This is a genomic window from Enterobacter sp. DC4, from assembly GCF_000568095.1.
Taxonomy (GTDB): Bacteria; Pseudomonadota; Gammaproteobacteria; order Enterobacterales; family Enterobacteriaceae; genus Enterobacter; species Enterobacter pseudoroggenkampii.
The window spans coordinates 839,295-854,757 of the sequence record NZ_AZUB01000001.1 but is presented as its reverse complement, the minus strand read 5'-3'; the positions used below and the strand labels follow the sequence as shown (position 1 = coordinate 854,757).

Here is a 15,463-nt window from a genome sequence, read left to right as displayed (position 1 = left end):
TGGTCCTGGAGGGCATGGCTGCCCCCCTGTTTCGTTCCATTCTAACGACGACGCGCCGCGCTGAATTTCAGTTAACTCTGATTATGACGAGGATTGGCCGGGAAAATCGCGCCAAGGACGCTCGCTTCACGCGCACCGGTTACCGACGGCAAGTTGCCCGGCAGTCCGGCAATGGTGCGCCAGGCAAGCCAGGCGAAGGCCAGCGCCTCCATATCATCACCGCTGATGCCAGCCTCATCGGTCGTGGTCACTTCGGTACCCGGCAGCAGCCCGGCAAGACGCGCCATCACCAGCGGGTTGCGGCTTCCTCCGCCGCACACCAGCAGGCGCTCACACCCACCGCTGAGCAGAACCTGTTCGGAGATCGACACGGCCGTCAGCTCAGCAAGCGTCGCCTGGACATCCTGCGGCGCGAGCGCCGGGAATGGCGCCAGCTGACGCTCAAGCCAGCCCAGGTTGAAGTATTCACGCCCTGTGCTTTTCGGTGCCGGTAAGGAAAAATACGGATCGCTCAGCATGGACTGCAACAGCGGTAGAATCACTTTCCCCCCGCTCGCCCACTCCGCGTTTTTATCATATGCTTGGCCGCACTGACGCCAGATCCAGGCATCCATTAACATATTGCCCGGGCCGGTATCGTAGCCGCGGACCGGCTGTCCCGGGATAAGCATCGACAGATTGGCGATCCCACCTATGTTGAGCACCATGCGCCGCTCTGAAGGGTGCGCCAGTAACGCCTGATGGAACGCGGGCACCAGCGGCGCGCCCTGTCCGCCAAGGGCGATATCGCGACGACGGAAATCGCCTACTACCGTCACGCCCGTCTTCGCCACAATCTGGTTGTTATCGCCGATTTGCAGAGTATGCGGGGCCTCTCCGATGGGCTCATGCCAGACCGTTTGTCCGTGACACCCGATGGCCACCACATCCTGCGGGCGAAGATGTTCTTTTTGCATCAAAGCCTGCACCGCATCCGCAAACAGCGCCCCCAGGCGAACATCAAGTTGTCCAAGCTGGGAAAGGGTCAGCTGCTGCCCCTGACAGATACTCAGAATATCCTCTTTCAGTGAAATGGGAATTGGCCAGGTCAGGCTCGCCTGCTGCGCCACCATGTTTTCGTCAATGGCGGCCAGAACGACATCTACCCCATCCAGACTGGTGCCTGACATCACACCAATGTAGCGACCCGATTTCATGCGCTTTCCTTACGTTGCGTGGGCTAAGGATATCCACTCAACCATAAACGGCGCCGCTTTGCCATCCGGCAATAATATTTTTTAACAATGTCAGACGGGTAACACAGGCGGACCCTGTTTATGTCTCGTTAAGTCAAATTCAAGTACAATTTTCCTATTGTTAATGCAAAGATATGAACTATGGCTCCTTATGCCATATAATTTAGCCATAACGGATGCCCTCAATCGGGCGTTTTTGGTGAACAGGAGATTCAAATGATTTTACGTGTACTGGGCGTTTCGCTGATTGGTTTAACTCTGGCTGGCTGTGTGAATGACAGTTCACTTTCTGGCGACGTTTACAGCGCTTCTGAAGCGAAACAGGTTCAGAACGTGACTTACGGTACCGTTGTTAACGCACGCCCTGTACAGATTCAGGGTGGCGATGAAAACAACGTGATGGGCGCAATTGGCGGTGCCGTCCTGGGTGGTTTCCTGGGTAATACCGTCGGCGGCGGCACGGGTCGCTCTCTGGCAACAGCCGCAGGTGCCGTTGCGGGTGGCGTAGCCGGCCAGGGCGTTCAGGGTGCAATGAACAAAACTCAGGGCGTAGAGCTGGAAATCCGTAAAGACGACGGCAGCACTATCATGGTTGTTCAGAAACAAGGCAGCACCCGCTTCTCTGCAGGCCAGCGCGTTGTGCTGGCGAGCAACGGAAGCCAGGTGACCGTTTCCCCACGTTAATTAAAAGTGGATGTGGTCCTCGGGCCACATCCATTTACAATATATATCACTCTCACAAATATAATTACAAAATACATTCACCTCATCCATTATTAATCACGCCTTATATTGTTTCTGCGCAAAGTATTTATTGCACTAATTGATTAGACTCTTCGCAACCACCTTCTCTTTATTCATTATAATTTGTAAAAATTCTATGCTTGCGAATCGTCGCGCTCTAACGAGCCGTTATATTACGTTCTGTCTCGGTTGCCTTGTTGTTATCGGGATATTACACGCGCTGTTTTTAAAACTCGTTGAATGGGTTCCGTCCTTTTCACCGCTTTTATTCCCTACGCTCACCATTTTTCTTCTGGTGTTTCACTTGTTTATTGCCTGTTTTATGGCGATGAAATACTGGTGTGACAAAAGACGACTGTATCTGGTCGCAATCGCCTTTGCCTTTGCCGGGTCCGCACTGCTGATGGTCGGAACGCTGACCAGCTTCCCCGCCTGGCTGGATCTCTATCAGTTCAACGTCGTGAACTACAACGATGCGATGATCTACTATATGTTCCGCCACTTTTTAATGGCGGTGCTGTTTATCGTGGCAGCAATACTCTATCCCATGCGCGATTACCCTCTTTCACGGCTGGCGCATATCTCAATTGTGAGCGGCGCGTCTCTTTTTACCGCCTGTGCAGTGGGACTGGCCTGGATATATTCCAGCCACTCGCCCTTGTTATCCATTGACCTGGTTGATAATGAAACCCGGCAGTTTATGGTCCTCTGGAGCCATTGCATTAATATATCTTTAATTGTTTTCTGGGTGATAACATTAGTAGCGCTGATGTTTGTCACGCGCGTGCGCAATTTATTCTGGGTAGGCGGAAATTTTCTGTGCGTTTGCTATATCGTCACGCTTTCAATGCTGTTAGCGGGTGGACATGCCGAAGATATCTCCTGGTACCGCGCCCGGTTATTTGAAACTGTCGCCACGCTGCTGATTATTTTTGTTCTGCTTTACGATGTCTTCAGACTGTATCGCGACTCGCACGTAAAATATCAGCAGTCCTATCAGAACTCGATCCGCGACCCGCTCACGCGCCTTTATAACCGCAGCTATTTTTATGAATCGTTAAACCAGTCGCTGGATATCGCCAGGCCCAATCGCCCCGTTTCCGTCATCGTCAGCGATCTTGATCGCTTCAAACGCATTAACGACACCTACGGACATCTCCAGGGCGATAAAGTCCTGCAGTTTGTCGCCAACCTGCTAATGGATTCCGTGCGCCCGCAGGACATCGCGGCCCGTATCGGCGGTGAGGAGTTTGTGCTGATGCTGGCCAACACGTCGTCAGACTCCGCGTACCAGGTGGCCGAGCGCATACGCCTGAAGCTAAGCAGCTTTGATAAAACCAGCAGCGGCGGTCAGTTGCCGGAGCCCATCACCATCAGTATGGGGGTGTTTACGGCAACGTCATCAACGATAACCGCAGAAACGTGCGTGGAAAGTGCCGACAAGGCGATGTATGAAGCGAAGGAGACGGGTCGTAACCGTGTGGTCGTCTTTAAGTAAAAAAAAGGCCTTGCTGCTGCAAGGCCTTAGTGTTTGTCAGTCTCGCGACTGCAGTTCATGGATGTTTTGCTCAAGGCGCCCAATGAGGCTGATGAGCATTTCCAGTTCCGCCGGTGAAACGCCTGAGAGGATTTCACCGCGCGTCCTGGTAATCACGGCTTCCATTTCCGTGATGATAGGCGCCGCTTTTTCGGTGAGTTTAATCCGTTTCGCACGACGATCGCTCGCGCAGGTTTGCCGCGAGATCAACCCCTTTTCTTCCAGCTGGTCAAGCGTGCGCACCAGTGACGGTTGCTCAATGCCTATCGCTTTTGCCAGTTGAATTTGCGACTGATCGGGCGGCAGCTGATGAATGTTGTGCAGCGTGACCCAATGCGTCTGTGTGAGTTCCAGAGGTTTCAGGCGATGGTCAATCAGAGCACGCCAGACGCGTACCAACCTTGCCAGATCAGAACCTAATGGCGATTCCAATTTCATCTCCTTATAATTAGCTTGCTAAGTTATTATACTGATTTTAGAATAGTGTGCAGCAATTGTATTGCCAAAACAAATGCAATACTGCATTCATCGAACTTAAAAGTATGACTTACACTGAATTGTGATGCTTCATCATACTATGACAAGCCAACGCGGCATTCTGTTCACTGCAAAGGATTTCTGCCCGTGACGTTTTTTCATCGCTCAGAGGGGTTACCCCTTCAGGACCTGATCTTCGGTGCGTCAGTCTACTTTCCTCCCTTGTTTAAGGCCGTGCTGGTGGGCTTTATTCTTTGGCTCATCGCGCATCGTCTGCTTCGCGACTGGATGTATTCCGGCGAAATCTGGCATCCCATGCTGATGGATCTTTCCCTGTTTGCCCTCTCCGTATGTCTGGGCCTTGCTGTCTTGATGGTGTGGTGACTATGCCTCTGAAAACGCTGAAATACTTTTCCACCCTGTTTGTCCTCGCCCTCGCGCTGGTTGCGGGCTGGTGGATGTGGAATTTTTATATGCAGTCGCCCTGGACGCGTGACGGCAAAGTTCGCGCTGAACAGGCCAGCATCACCCCTCAGGTATCGGGAAGTATCACGACGCTACTGGTTAAGGATAACCAGTTCGTCAAAAAGGGAGATGTTTTATTCCGAATTGACGACACCCCGTACCACATTGCGATTCTGAACGCCGAGGCGCAGCTGGCGAAAGCCCAGTCTGACCTGGCAAAGGCCAACAACGAGGCCAACCGCCGCCGTCACCTGTCGCAAAACTACATCTCAGCGGAAGATTTAGACACCGCGAATATCAACGTTAAGGCCATGCAGGCGAGCGTCAACGTGGCGGAGGCGACGCTGAAGCAGGCGCAGTGGCAACTGACCCAAACCGTGATTACGGCACCGGTCGATGGATGGGTGACCAACCTCTCCGCCCGCGTGGGTAACTACGCCACTACCGGCCAGCCGGTTTTTGCCCTCGTCGACAGCCACTCCTTCTACGTCGTGGGCTATTTCGAAGAGACCAAGCTTCGCCATATCCGCGAGGGATCGCCCGCCGCGATTACGCTTTACAGCGGCTCGAAGAAGTTACAGGGTCACGTATCCAGCATAGGCCGGGCCATTTACGATCAAAGCGTTGAAACGGATTCCGGCCTGGTGCCGGACATTAAGCCGAACGTACCCTGGGTGCGCCTGGCCCAGCGCGTTCCGGTTCGCGTAGAATTTGACCGTTTACCGCAGGACATTACCCTGGTCTCCGGCACTACCTGCACCGTCTCCATCGGAAACCGGTGATGAAGCTGCCGGCACTCTCCTGGCACAACACCCCGTGGATGAAAGCGACGCGTCCCCAGTGGCGCTACGCGCTGCGTAACGGCATTGCCATGTGCCTGGCGTTGACCGTCGCCTACTACCTGAACCTGGATGAACCCTACTGGGCGATGACGTCTGCCGCAGTGGTCAGTTTTCCTACGGTCGGCGGGGTGATCAGTAAGAGTCTTGGACGCATCGCCGGCAGCCTGCTGGGTGCCACGGCGGCGTTAATTATCGCCGGCCATACGCTGAACGATCCGTGGATGTTCCTGCTGAGCATGGCGGCGTGGCTGGGGTGCTGTACCTGGGCCTGCGCCCATTTTACCAATAACGTCGCCTACGCTTTCCAGCTGGCGGGCTATACCGCCGCCATTATCGCCTTCCCGGTCGTCAACGTACTAGACACCACCGAGCTGTGGGATATCGCGCAGGCGCGCGTCTGCGAAGTCATTGTCGGGATCCTCAGCGGCGGCTTCATGATGATGATCCTCCCCAGCACCTCCGACGGCACCGCGCTCATCACCGCCCTCAAGACCATGCACACCCGGCTGCTTGAGCACGCGAGCCTGCTGTGGCAACCGGATACCAGCGATGAGATCCGCCTCGCGCATGAAAAGGTGATCGGGCAGATCCTGACCATGAATCTGTTGCGTATTCAGGCGTTCTGGAGCCACTACCGCTTTCGTCGTCAGAACACCCTGCTAAATTATTTACTGCACCAGCAGCTGCGTATGACCAGCGCCATCTCCAGCCTGCGCCGGATGCTGCTCAACTGGCCGACGCCGCCGGAAAACACCCGTGCCGTCATCGAAACGCTGCTCGCGGCCCTTGCGCGCCCGGATGCGGACATCTACACCGTTGCGAAGATCATCGCCCCGCTCGCCCCGGTTGATGAATACGACTATCGCCATCGCGCCTTCTGGCAGCGTCTGAATTACTTTTGCCGACTGTACCTGCGCAGCAGCCGCTGGATTAACGCGGTTGAGAATGCCACGCCGGTCACGGAGTTCAACGTGCCCGGGAGCCCGGCTCTCGCCCGCCATACCGACTACCTCGAAGCGCTGTGGAGCGGTTTTCGCACCTTCTGCGCGCTGATGCTGGTGGGGGCGTGGAGCATCACCACGCAGTGGGAGTCCGGTACGGCGGCCCTGACGCTTGCCGCCATCAGCTGCGTGCTTTACTCCGTCGCGGCCTCGCCGTTCAACTCGCTGACGCTGCTGCTGCGCACCCTGGTGCTGCTGTCATTGTTCAGTTTTGTGGTGAAGTTTGGCCTGATGGTGCAGATAAGCGATCTGTGGCAGTTCCTGCTGTTTTTGTTTCCCCTGTTAACCACCATGCAGCTTCTTAAGCTGCAAATGCCAAAACAGGCGGGCCTCTGGGGACAGCTGATTGTCTTTATGGGCTCGTTTATCTCCGTGACCAATCCGCCGGTGTACGATTACGCCGATTTTCTCAATGACAACCTGGCGAAAATCCTTGGCGTGGGGCTGGCGTGGCTGGCTTTCGCGGTATTGCGTCCCGGCTCCGATGCTCGCAAGAGCCGCAGGCATATCCGGGAGTTACGCCGGGGGTTTGTAGACCAGCTCAGCCGTAAACCGCATCTGGGTGAAAACGAGTATGAATCGCTGGTGTATCACCACGTCAGCCAGCTGAATAACAGCCAGGACGCGCTGTCCCGACGCTGGCTGCTGCGCTGGGGCGTGGTGCTATTGAACTGCTCGCACGTGGTCTGGCAGCTTCGCGCGTGGGAAACGCGTTCCGATCCACTGTCGCAGGTTCGTGATGTGTGTATTTCCCTGCTGCGCGATGTAATGAGCGAGCGCGGTGTCCAGCAGCGGCCGCTGGCAGCCACGCTGAATGAACTGCAGCGGATCTGCGATACGCTTGCACGACATCATCTGCCCGCCGCCCGTGATTTGGCCTCGATAATCTGGCGGCTGCACTGCTCGCTGTCGCAGCTGGAGCAGGCCCCACCGCCGGGTACGATTGGGGATCAGATCACGCCGCAGGCATAGCGCGCCCCGCCGCCGCCTAGCGGTTTAGGCTGATCGGACATATTGTCGCCGCCAACATGGATCATCAGCGCTTTGCCTTTGACTTCATCCAGCTTTTTCAGACGCGGCGCGACAACGGGATCGGTGGCTTTACCGTCGTTATTGACCACCAGCACGGGCAGATCGCCTAAATGCCCCATTCCATCCGGGCCTTCATGCTTGCCAGTATGCTGCGGATCGAGGTGACCCCCTGCCGCTTCTGCTGCCGACGCTTTGCCCTCTTTTAATGCGGGCTGACAGCTGCCTTTGGCGTGAACATGGAAACCATGCTCACCGGGAGGGAGTGCTTTGAGGTTGGGAGCGAACTCCAGCCCTTTGTCGGTTTCCGTGATTTTCACCGTGCCGATGGACTGACCCACACCCTGAGAGGTGACGAGATTCATTTCCACTTCGTCGCTGGCTGCCTGCGCCCCTGCGCAAACAACCAGCGTGACCATTGCCAGAGCAAAACGCTTCATAATGACCTCCGCGGGTTATTTTTTGCCCCTTAAGTGTATACCAGAGGCAAAGATTTCACCGGAAAGTCACCTTCTGGCGGTTTATGGCACGTCGTAGCCCAGCGCGGCTTTGCGGATGCGGAACCACTGCTGGCGGGTCATCTGCAGCTCTTCAGCGGCCAGCGCAGACCGCACGCGCTCAATCTTGCCGGAACCGATAATGGGCAGCGGTTTTGACGGCAGACGCAGGATCCACGCGTAAACCACCTGCTCGATGCTCTCCGCGTTCAGCTCGCGGGCGATGGTTTCAAGCTCGTTGCGCAGCGGCTGGAATTCATCATCATTAAACAGGCGTCCGCCACCCAGGCACGACCAGGCCATCGGGCGGATGCGCAGCTGTTGCAGCTGGTCGAGCGTGCCATCCAGCAGCAGCGGCTGGTGTACCGGGGAGATCTCAACCTGGTTGGTAGCGAGGGTAAACGGCAGGCGAGACTGAAGCAGTGCAAACTGCGCCGGGGTAAAGTTGGAAACGCCAAAGTGACGCACTTTCCCACTCTGATGCAGGTTCAGGAAGGCTTCCGCCACCTCATCGGCATCCATCAGCGGATCCGGACGGTGGATTAACAGCAGGTCGATACGATCGGTCGCCAGATTGACCAGCGACTGCTCGGCGCTCTTGATGATATGCGCGCTGTCGGTGATGTAATGACCGATGGCGTGTTCTGGTTTTGCCGTGGTGGCAATTCCACACTTCGTGACGATCTCCATGCGATCGCGGAGTGCCGGAACCAGCTTGAGCGCCTCGCCGAACGCGGCCTCGCACTGGTAGCCGCCGTAAATATCCGCATGATCGACCGTGGTGATGCCCAGATCGATATGCTCTTCAATAAAGCTCGCCAGCTGGAGGGGGGACATATTCCAGTCCATCAGACGCCAGTAGCCCATCACAAAACGGGAGAATTCTGGCCCCTGGGGGGCAAGGGTAATTCGCTGAACCATAACATTTTCCTCAAGGACGTGATGTCATGAGTATACGCAATTACCGTGTTAAAAAAGTGAAGGTTGCTGGGGTTCTTCGGTCTCACCGGCTTTGTTTGCGCGTATTTTGCGCAGAAGACGCTGACGGCAGAGGCGTAATACCTCCTGCTTCTGCGTGTCGCTAAAGTTTTGCCAGTTAAAACGCTCATCGCGGGTACGCATGCACCCGCGGCAATATCCGCGTTCATCCACCTGACAAATCCCCCGGCACGGGCTCTGGATGGGGAAAAACTCCAGCTGCTCTGCCACACTCACCTCCAGATAACCACTCTCACCTACAGTGAAGACGCTAAACGCGCCACGTGCAAGGCCTGTACCACAGATTTGTGGCATTAAGGTTTCACTAATCTTCCCTCTTTATACTCGGCCCATTATGATAATGACAGGTTCATCGATCGATGTGGTTAATCAAAAAGTTACAATGTAACGACATTAAATTTACTCTGGGCTGTGCACTCTTCTTTACGCTAATCAACGGGCTGTTTATCCAGCGCAGCTGGGCCATTATTGCCCCTGCGCACCTGCACGACATCCTCTTTGCCGCGTCCGTACCGCTGGTGCTGTTTTGCGGCTGGGTGATTGTTTTTAGCCTGCTTAATATTCCCTATATCCGTAAGCCGCTGCTGATCGTCTTAACGATCGGCTGCGCCGCGGCAACTTACTTTATGTACACCTACGGCGCGGTGATCGATCAGAACATGATTGTGAACGTGTTCGAAACTAACTCGCAGGAAGCGACGGCCCTGGTGACCCCGCAGATGATTCTGTGGATTGTCATCGCTGGCCTCGTGCCTTCCGTGGTGCTGGCGTTGACCCGCATTCGTACCGGAAAATGGTGGTATGCGCTGCTGACGCGTGTTGCCGCGATGCTCGGCGCTCTGCTGGTGATTATCCTGATTGCCGCGCTGTTTTATAAAGACTACGCGTCGCTGTTCCGCAATAACAAAAGCATCGTCAAAATGGTCACCCCGGCGAACTATGTCAGCGCTGTGGTGAAGTACAGCAAAATGCGCTGGTTTGCTGGCGATCAAACGCTGGTGCGTATTGGTGAAGATGCCCACAAAGGGCCACTGATTACCGGTCAACAAAAGAAAACCGTTCTGGTACTGGTCGTTGGGGAAGCCTCTCGCGCGGCGAACTACTCCCTTAATGGTTACGATCGTGAAACGAACCCGGAGCTGAAAAAGCAGGATGTGATTAACTTCCCGCAGGCTTCCTCATGCGGCACCGAAACCGCGGTTTCCGTGCCGTGCATGTTCTCCGGCATGACGCGCAGCAAATACGATGCCGACCTGGCTCACCATCGCGAGGGGCTGCTCGACGTGCTCAAGCATGCGGGTGTCAACCTGCTATGGCGCGACAACGACGGCGGCTGTAAAGGCGCCTGCGATCGCGTGCCCCATACCGACATGACGCAGTGGCAGTTGGATCAATTCTGCAAAGACAAATCCTGTATTGATGATGTGAATTTCTACCGTCTGGACAACGTGCTGGATGGTCTAAAGCAGGACACGGTACTGGTTATCCACCTGATGGGAAGTCATGGTCCGGCGTACTATCGCCGCTACCCGGACAACTTCCGTAAATTCACCCCAACCTGCGACACCAATGAGATTCAGGATTGCGATCATCAGGCGCTGATGAATACCTATGACAACACTATTCTCTACACCGACAGCATGGTCAGCAAAACCATTGATGCGCTGAAAGCCCGTCAGGCGAGCATGAACACCGCGCTGATTTATCTCTCCGATCACGGTGAATCACTGGGTGAAAGCGGTATTTATCTGCACGGTACACCGTACATGCTGGCGCCGGAGCAGCAAACGCATATTCCATTTATGTTCTGGCTGTCACCGGATTACGCGAAAAACTTTGGCATCAACGAACAGTGTTTGCGTGACCATGCAGCAAAAAATGCGGTTTCTCAGGACAATTTGTTCTCGACCGTGCTGGGTATGATGGACGTGAAATCAACGGTTTATCAACAGCAGCTGGATATACTGAGCGCATGTCGTCAGTAAACTCGCTTGCATTAGACCGAACGGTCTATTAGAGTGCGGCCATGAGCAGAAATACTGAACACGATACCCGCGAACATCTACTGGCGACCGGCGAGCAACTTTGTATGCATCGCGGGTTTACCGGTATGGGGTTGAGCGAGTTATTAAAAACCGCTGAGGTACCGAAAGGGTCGTTTTATCACTACTTTCGGTCCAAAGAGGCCTTCGGCGTAGCGATGCTGGAGCGTCATTATGCTGGCTACCACCAGCGTCTGGCGACCCACTTTGCATCGGGTGAAGGTAACTACCGGGATCGTGTTCTGAACTACTATCAGGAAACGCTGAACCAGTTCTGTCAGCAGGGCATTATCAGCGGTTGTCTGACCGTTAAACTGTCTGCAGAAGTGTGCGATCTTTCTGAAGATATGCGCACAGCGATGGATAAAGGTGCCCGCGGCGTGATCGCCCTGCTGGCTCAGGCGCTGGAAAAAGGCCGCGACGAAAAAACGCTGGCCTTTACCGGCGACCCCTTGATGCAGTCTCAGGTGCTCTATTCCCTCTGGTTAGGGGCCAACCTGCAGGCAAAAATTTCGCGCAGTGCCGTGCCGCTGGAAAGCGCGCTGGCACATGTGAAAAACAGCATTACTGCGCCTGACGTATAATGGGCGCTTTTTATTTACCTTATTACTAGTCGACTGGTCTACTCAGGAGTCTTTATGTCAGCTGAAAAACTGTTTACCCCATTGAAAGTGGGTGCCGTCACGGCGCCAAACCGCGTGTTCATGGCTCCGCTGACCCGTCTGCGCAGCATTGAGCCGGGTGACATCCCAACCCCACTAATGGGTGAATACTATCGTCAGCGCGCAAGCTCTGGCCTGATCATCACCGAAGCCACGCAGATTTCTGCTCAGGCTAAGGGTTATGCGGGTGCGCCGGGTCTTCACAGCCCGGAACAGATCGCCGCATGGCAGAAAATCACCGCGGGCGTCCACGCTGAAGAAGGTCGCATTGCGGTCCAGCTGTGGCATACCGGTCGTATCTCTCACAGCAGCATTCAGCCTGGCGGCCAGGCACCGGTCTCCGCTTCGGCCCTGAGCGCCAATACCCGTACGTCCCTGCGCGATGAAAACGGCAATGCGATCCGCGTGGATACCTCTATGCCGCGTGCGCTGGAGCTGGACGAAATCCCGGGGATTGTTAACGACTTCCGCCAGGCCGTGGCAAACGCCCGTGAAGCCGGGTTTGATCTGATTGAGCTGCACTCCGCGCATGGCTATCTGCTGCACCAGTTCCTGTCGCCGTCGTCTAACCATCGCACCGACCAGTACGGCGGCAGCGTCGAAAACCGTGCCCGTCTGGTGCTGGAAGTGGTGGATGCGGTATGCAAGGAGTGGAGCCCGGATCGTATCGGGATCCGCGTTTCCCCAATCGGGTCTTTCCAGAACGTCGACAACGGCCCGAACGAGGAAGCAGATGCTCTGTACCTGATCGAAGAACTGGCTAAACGTGGCATCGCTTATCTGCACATGTCCGAGCCTGACTGGGCCGGCGGTAAGCCTTACACAGATGCTTTCCGTCAGAAAGTGCGCGAGCGCTTCCACGGGGTGATCATCGGTGCAGGCGCCTATACCCCGGAGAAAGCCGAAGACCTGATCGGCAAAGGGCTGATTGATGCTGTCGCGTTTGGCCGCGACTACATCGCCAACCCGGATCTGGTTGCTCGTCTGCAGAAAAAAGCAGCGCTCAACCCGCAGCGCCCGGAAAGCTTCTACGGCGGCGGCGCGGAAGGCTACACCGACTACCCTTCTTTGTAATCTCGCCATTGTTCATTGATAGCGGCGATGCTTCGCCGCTATACTAAAACATCGTTTCTGTTCAAAAAGACAGTCTATTTCATTGGTTAATGAGGAAATTATGCGCCTACTTCACACCATGCTGCGCGTTGGCGACCTGCAACGTTCTATCGATTTCTACACTAACGTCCTGGGCATGAAGCTGCTGCGCACCAGCGAAAACCCGGAATACAAATACTCGCTGGCGTTCGTGGGTTACGGCCCGGAAACGGATGAAGCGGTGATCGAGCTGACCTACAACTGGGGCGTTGACAGCTATGAGCTGGGCACGGCCTACGGCCACATCGCGCTGGAAGTGGACAACGCGGCCGAAGCGTGTGAGCGCATCCGCAGCAACGGCGGTAACGTCACGCGCGAAGCGGGTCCGGTAAAAGGTGGCACCACCGTGATTGCGTTTGTCGAAGATCCGGACGGTTACAAAATCGAGCTGATTGAAGCCAAAGACGCCGGTCGCGGTCTGGGCAACTGATCCCTCAGGGCGCAACGTGCGCCCGTAGTTTTACTGCATCCCCCCGCAAAATTTGCCATAATGCGCTCTGCTTTTTCCCCATGTAAGAGACCCTGATGTCCGATAACGCTCAATTTAGCGGTCTGTGCGACCGTTTTCGTGGTTTTTATCCCGTTGTCATTGATGTAGAAACAGCCGGATTTAACGCTAAAACCGATGCGCTGCTCGAAATTGCCGCCATCACGCTGAAGATGGATGAACAGGGCTGGCTTACACCGGACACCACGCTGCATTTCCACGTTGAACCTTTCGAAGGGGCAAACTTACAGCCGGAAGCGCTGGCGTTTAACGGTATCGATCCGCATAACCCGCTGCGTGGTGCAGTAAGTGAATATGACGCGCTGCACGCCATTTTTAAAATGGTGCGTAAAGGCATGAAAGAAAGTAACTGCAGCCGCGCCATTATGGTGGCCCATAACGCCACCTTCGATCACAGCTTTACCATGGCCGCTGCCGAGCGCGCGTCGCTTAAACGCAACCCCTTCCACCCTTTTGTGACCTTCGACACCGCCGCGCTGAGCGGCCTGGCGCTGGGACAAACGGTGCTATCAAAGGCCTGTATTACGGCGGGCATTCCGTTCGACGGCACGCAGGCGCACTCCGCGCTGTATGACACGGAGCGTACCGCAGAGCTGTTCTGTGAGATCGTCAACCGCTGGAAGCGTATGGGCGGCTGGCCGCTGCCGAAGGGTGATGAGGACGAGCACCAATCGTAGGTCGGGTAAGCGCAGCGCCACCCGACAAAAAAAAAGCGACCATATAGCGGGTCGCTTTTTTTATTTGCGCAGAGAAAATTACTCTGCGTCCGGCTCTTCCGTTTTGTACTTCGCTGCCGTCTCTTTGATCAGCTGCTGCAGTTCGCCGCGCTGATACATTTCAATCAGGATATCGCAGCCGCCAACCAGTTCACCGTCTACCCACAGCTGTGGGAACGTCGGCCAGTTCGCGTACTTCGGCAGTTCAGCGCGGATGTCAGGGTTCTGCAGGATATCAACGTAAGCAAAACGCTCACCACAGGCAGACAGCGCCTGAACCGCTTGCGCGGAGAAGCCGCAGCTTGGCAGCTTTGGAGAACCTTTCATATACAGCAGAATCGGGTTTTCAGCGATCTGGCGCTGGATTTTTTCAATAGTGGTGCTCATGTCTTGCTTCCTTTAACTTCTGTTACGGCATTCGTCTGACATTGTAGCGGTTCAGACTGGCATCGGAAAATAACATTTTTGTCACGTTTATACATTCTACTCCGAGTCAGGAAAAGTTGCATTGCAAATGGTGTTTACCCCTGCGGCGGTCAGGGTTTTGCTTAGGGAATGGGCAAATGAGCGACAGAACGATGAATTTTTTTGCACTTGCTTACGAAACACGATTGTAGATTGAAAAATGCTATTAACTTTCTGGCTTTTTATAGATTAGAATCGACGGGCTTTGTAAATCACACGCGGGTATTATTGATGACCTGCATTTATCAGGGGACTGCCCAGTGGCGCGGATAAATAAAATCTCGATCACGCTCTGTGCTTTACTGTTTACTTCACTCACTTTCACGCCAGTGGCAAACGCCTCTCAGCAGGCGCGGCATTCTGCTGTACAAAAAAACCATCTGGTGAAAGCCACAGAACGTAAGAAAAAAACCACCGCTAAGAACGACAAGAAAAAAACACCGGCTCAGACGAAACAGACCGCTTCCAGCAAGACGAAAACCAAACCTTCCCGTACTGCCCACTCCGCCAAAAGTAAAGCTTCGCAAACCGCCGCTAACCTTGTTACTGAAAAATGCATCACGCGTAAAGGCCACAAGGCGAAATGCACGAAGGTCACGAAAATAGCGGAAGTGCATAAGGTGCGCGTACAGAAAGCGCAAAAAACCGCGATGAACAAACTGATGGGGCAGATTGGCAAACCCTATCACTGGGGTGGCAGCTCGCCGCGTACCGGCTTTGACTGCAGCGGCCTCGTCTATTACGCCTATAAAGATCTGGTCAAGTTCCGCATTCCTCGTACCGCTAATGAGATGTACCACCTGCGCGATGCCTCACCGGTTGACCGCGGTGAGCTGGAAAACGGCGATCTGGTGTTCTTCCGCACTCAGGGTCGCGGCACGGCTGACCACGTCGGCGTCTATGTCGGTAACGGAAAATTCATCCAGTCACCGCGTAGCGGCCAGGATATTCAGATCACCTCTCTCAGTGAAGACTACTGGGTACGCCATTACGTCGGCGCACGTCGCGTGATGACGCCGAAAACCATTCGCTAACCCCTGCCCTGCCACACCCGTGGCAGGGTAAGTTCCTCTTTTGCATACCCTTTCAATT

Annotated in this window: 17 protein-coding genes; 11 read left to right on the top strand and 6 right to left on the bottom strand. The window is 55.0% G+C overall.

The window, feature by feature from the left end; translation table 11 throughout:
• Positions 1-71: 71 nt before the first annotated feature.
• Complete coding sequence (anmK, locus tag P349_RS19915) at positions 72-1,196, bottom strand: anhydro-N-acetylmuramic acid kinase (protein ID WP_032651031.1); 1,125 nt, start codon at positions 1,194-1,196, stop codon at positions 72-74.
• A 255-nt stretch (positions 1,197-1,451) separates the two neighbouring features.
• Between anmK and slyB the strand changes: the two genes are divergently transcribed.
• Both slyB and P349_RS19925 read left to right on the top strand, forming a co-directional pair.
• Positions 1,452-1,919 (top strand): outer membrane lipoprotein SlyB, encoded by a 468-nt coding sequence (gene slyB / locus P349_RS19920; RefSeq protein WP_008500578.1) that lies wholly within the window; start codon positions 1,452-1,454, stop codon positions 1,917-1,919.
• Between the two features lie 196 nt (positions 1,920-2,115).
• On the top strand, positions 2,116-3,477 hold the full coding sequence (locus tag P349_RS19925) for a sensor domain-containing diguanylate cyclase (RefSeq protein WP_032651030.1): 1,362 nt from the start codon (positions 2,116-2,118) through the stop codon (positions 3,475-3,477).
• Positions 3,478-3,513: 36 nt separating this feature from the next.
• Here the strand turns inward: P349_RS19925 and slyA are convergent, their stop codons facing one another.
• A complete protein-coding gene (gene slyA, locus P349_RS19930) occupies positions 3,514-3,954 on the bottom strand; it encodes a transcriptional regulator SlyA (protein ID WP_032651029.1) in 441 nt (146 codons plus the stop codon).
• 186 nt (positions 3,955-4,140) lie between these two features.
• On the opposite strand from slyA, the gene P349_RS19935 reads away from it, so the two are divergent.
• Genes P349_RS19935 through P349_RS19945 form a run of 3 tightly spaced genes read left to right on the top strand, consistent with a single transcriptional unit; the run spans position 4,141 to position 7,273 of the window.
• The gene (locus P349_RS19935) at positions 4,141-4,377 is read left to right on the top strand and encodes a DUF1656 domain-containing protein (protein ID WP_024909360.1); all 237 of its coding nucleotides are present in this window, start codon (positions 4,141-4,143) and stop codon (positions 4,375-4,377) included.
• 2 nt (positions 4,378-4,379) lie between these two features.
• Positions 4,380-5,240 (top strand): efflux RND transporter periplasmic adaptor subunit, encoded by an 861-nt coding sequence (locus P349_RS19940; RefSeq protein WP_032651028.1) that lies wholly within the window; start codon positions 4,380-4,382, stop codon positions 5,238-5,240.
• Positions 5,240-7,273, top strand: a complete 2,034-nt coding sequence (locus P349_RS19945) for an FUSC family protein (protein WP_032651027.1) — start codon at positions 5,240-5,242, stop codon at positions 7,271-7,273. The genes P349_RS19940 and P349_RS19945 overlap by 1 nt, the downstream gene beginning before the upstream one ends.
• Here P349_RS19945 and sodC read toward each other — a convergent pair.
• The 3 genes from sodC to P349_RS19960 form a co-directional block, all read right to left on the bottom strand.
• Positions 7,252-7,770, bottom strand: coding sequence for a superoxide dismutase [Cu-Zn] SodC (sodC, locus tag P349_RS19950; RefSeq protein ID WP_032651026.1), 519 nt, complete (start codon positions 7,768-7,770; stop codon positions 7,252-7,254). The two genes, P349_RS19945 and sodC, sit on opposite strands and share 22 nt — an antisense overlap.
• Positions 7,771-7,851: 81 nt before the next feature.
• Entirely contained in the window at positions 7,852-8,748 is an 897-nt protein-coding gene (locus P349_RS19955) for an aldo/keto reductase (RefSeq protein WP_032651025.1), read from the bottom strand.
• Positions 8,749-8,796: 48 nt separating this feature from the next.
• Entirely contained in the window at positions 8,797-9,036 is a 240-nt protein-coding gene (locus P349_RS19960; RefSeq protein WP_008500587.1) for a DUF1289 domain-containing protein, read from the bottom strand.
• Positions 9,037-9,185: 149 nt separating this feature from the next.
• Between P349_RS19960 and eptA the strand changes: the two genes are divergently transcribed.
• The 5 genes from eptA (at position 9,186) to rnt (ending at position 13,867) form a co-directional block, all read left to right on the top strand.
• On the top strand, positions 9,186-10,811 hold the full coding sequence (eptA, locus tag P349_RS19965; protein WP_032651024.1) for a phosphoethanolamine transferase EptA: 1,626 nt from the start codon (positions 9,186-9,188) through the stop codon (positions 10,809-10,811).
• A gap of 41 nt (positions 10,812-10,852) precedes the next feature.
• Positions 10,853-11,452 carry a TetR/AcrR family transcriptional regulator gene (locus P349_RS19970; protein WP_024909366.1) on the top strand — a complete coding sequence of 200 codons (600 nt, stop codon included), beginning with the start codon at positions 10,853-10,855 and terminating at the stop codon, positions 11,450-11,452.
• 54 nt (positions 11,453-11,506) lie between these two features.
• Entirely contained in the window at positions 11,507-12,604 is a 1,098-nt protein-coding gene (locus P349_RS19975) for an alkene reductase (protein ID WP_024909367.1), read from the top strand.
• A gap of 100 nt (positions 12,605-12,704) precedes the next feature.
• Positions 12,705-13,112, top strand: coding sequence for a lactoylglutathione lyase (gene gloA / locus P349_RS19980; protein WP_013096923.1), 408 nt, complete (start codon positions 12,705-12,707; stop codon positions 13,110-13,112).
• 95 nt (positions 13,113-13,207) lie between these two features.
• The gene (gene rnt / locus P349_RS19985) at positions 13,208-13,867 is read left to right on the top strand and encodes a ribonuclease T (protein WP_032651023.1); all 660 of its coding nucleotides are present in this window, start codon (positions 13,208-13,210) and stop codon (positions 13,865-13,867) included.
• A gap of 78 nt (positions 13,868-13,945) precedes the next feature.
• Here rnt and grxD read toward each other — a convergent pair whose 3' ends face one another.
• Positions 13,946-14,293, bottom strand: coding sequence for a monothiol glutaredoxin 4 (gene grxD / locus P349_RS19990; RefSeq protein ID WP_003832760.1), 348 nt, complete (start codon positions 14,291-14,293; stop codon positions 13,946-13,948).
• 338 nt (positions 14,294-14,631) lie between these two features.
• Here grxD and P349_RS19995 point away from each other — a divergent pair, with 338 nt between their 5' ends.
• A complete protein-coding gene (locus P349_RS19995; protein WP_023311354.1) occupies positions 14,632-15,405 on the top strand; it encodes a C40 family peptidase in 774 nt (257 codons plus the stop codon).
• Positions 15,406-15,463: the final 58 nt, after the last annotated feature.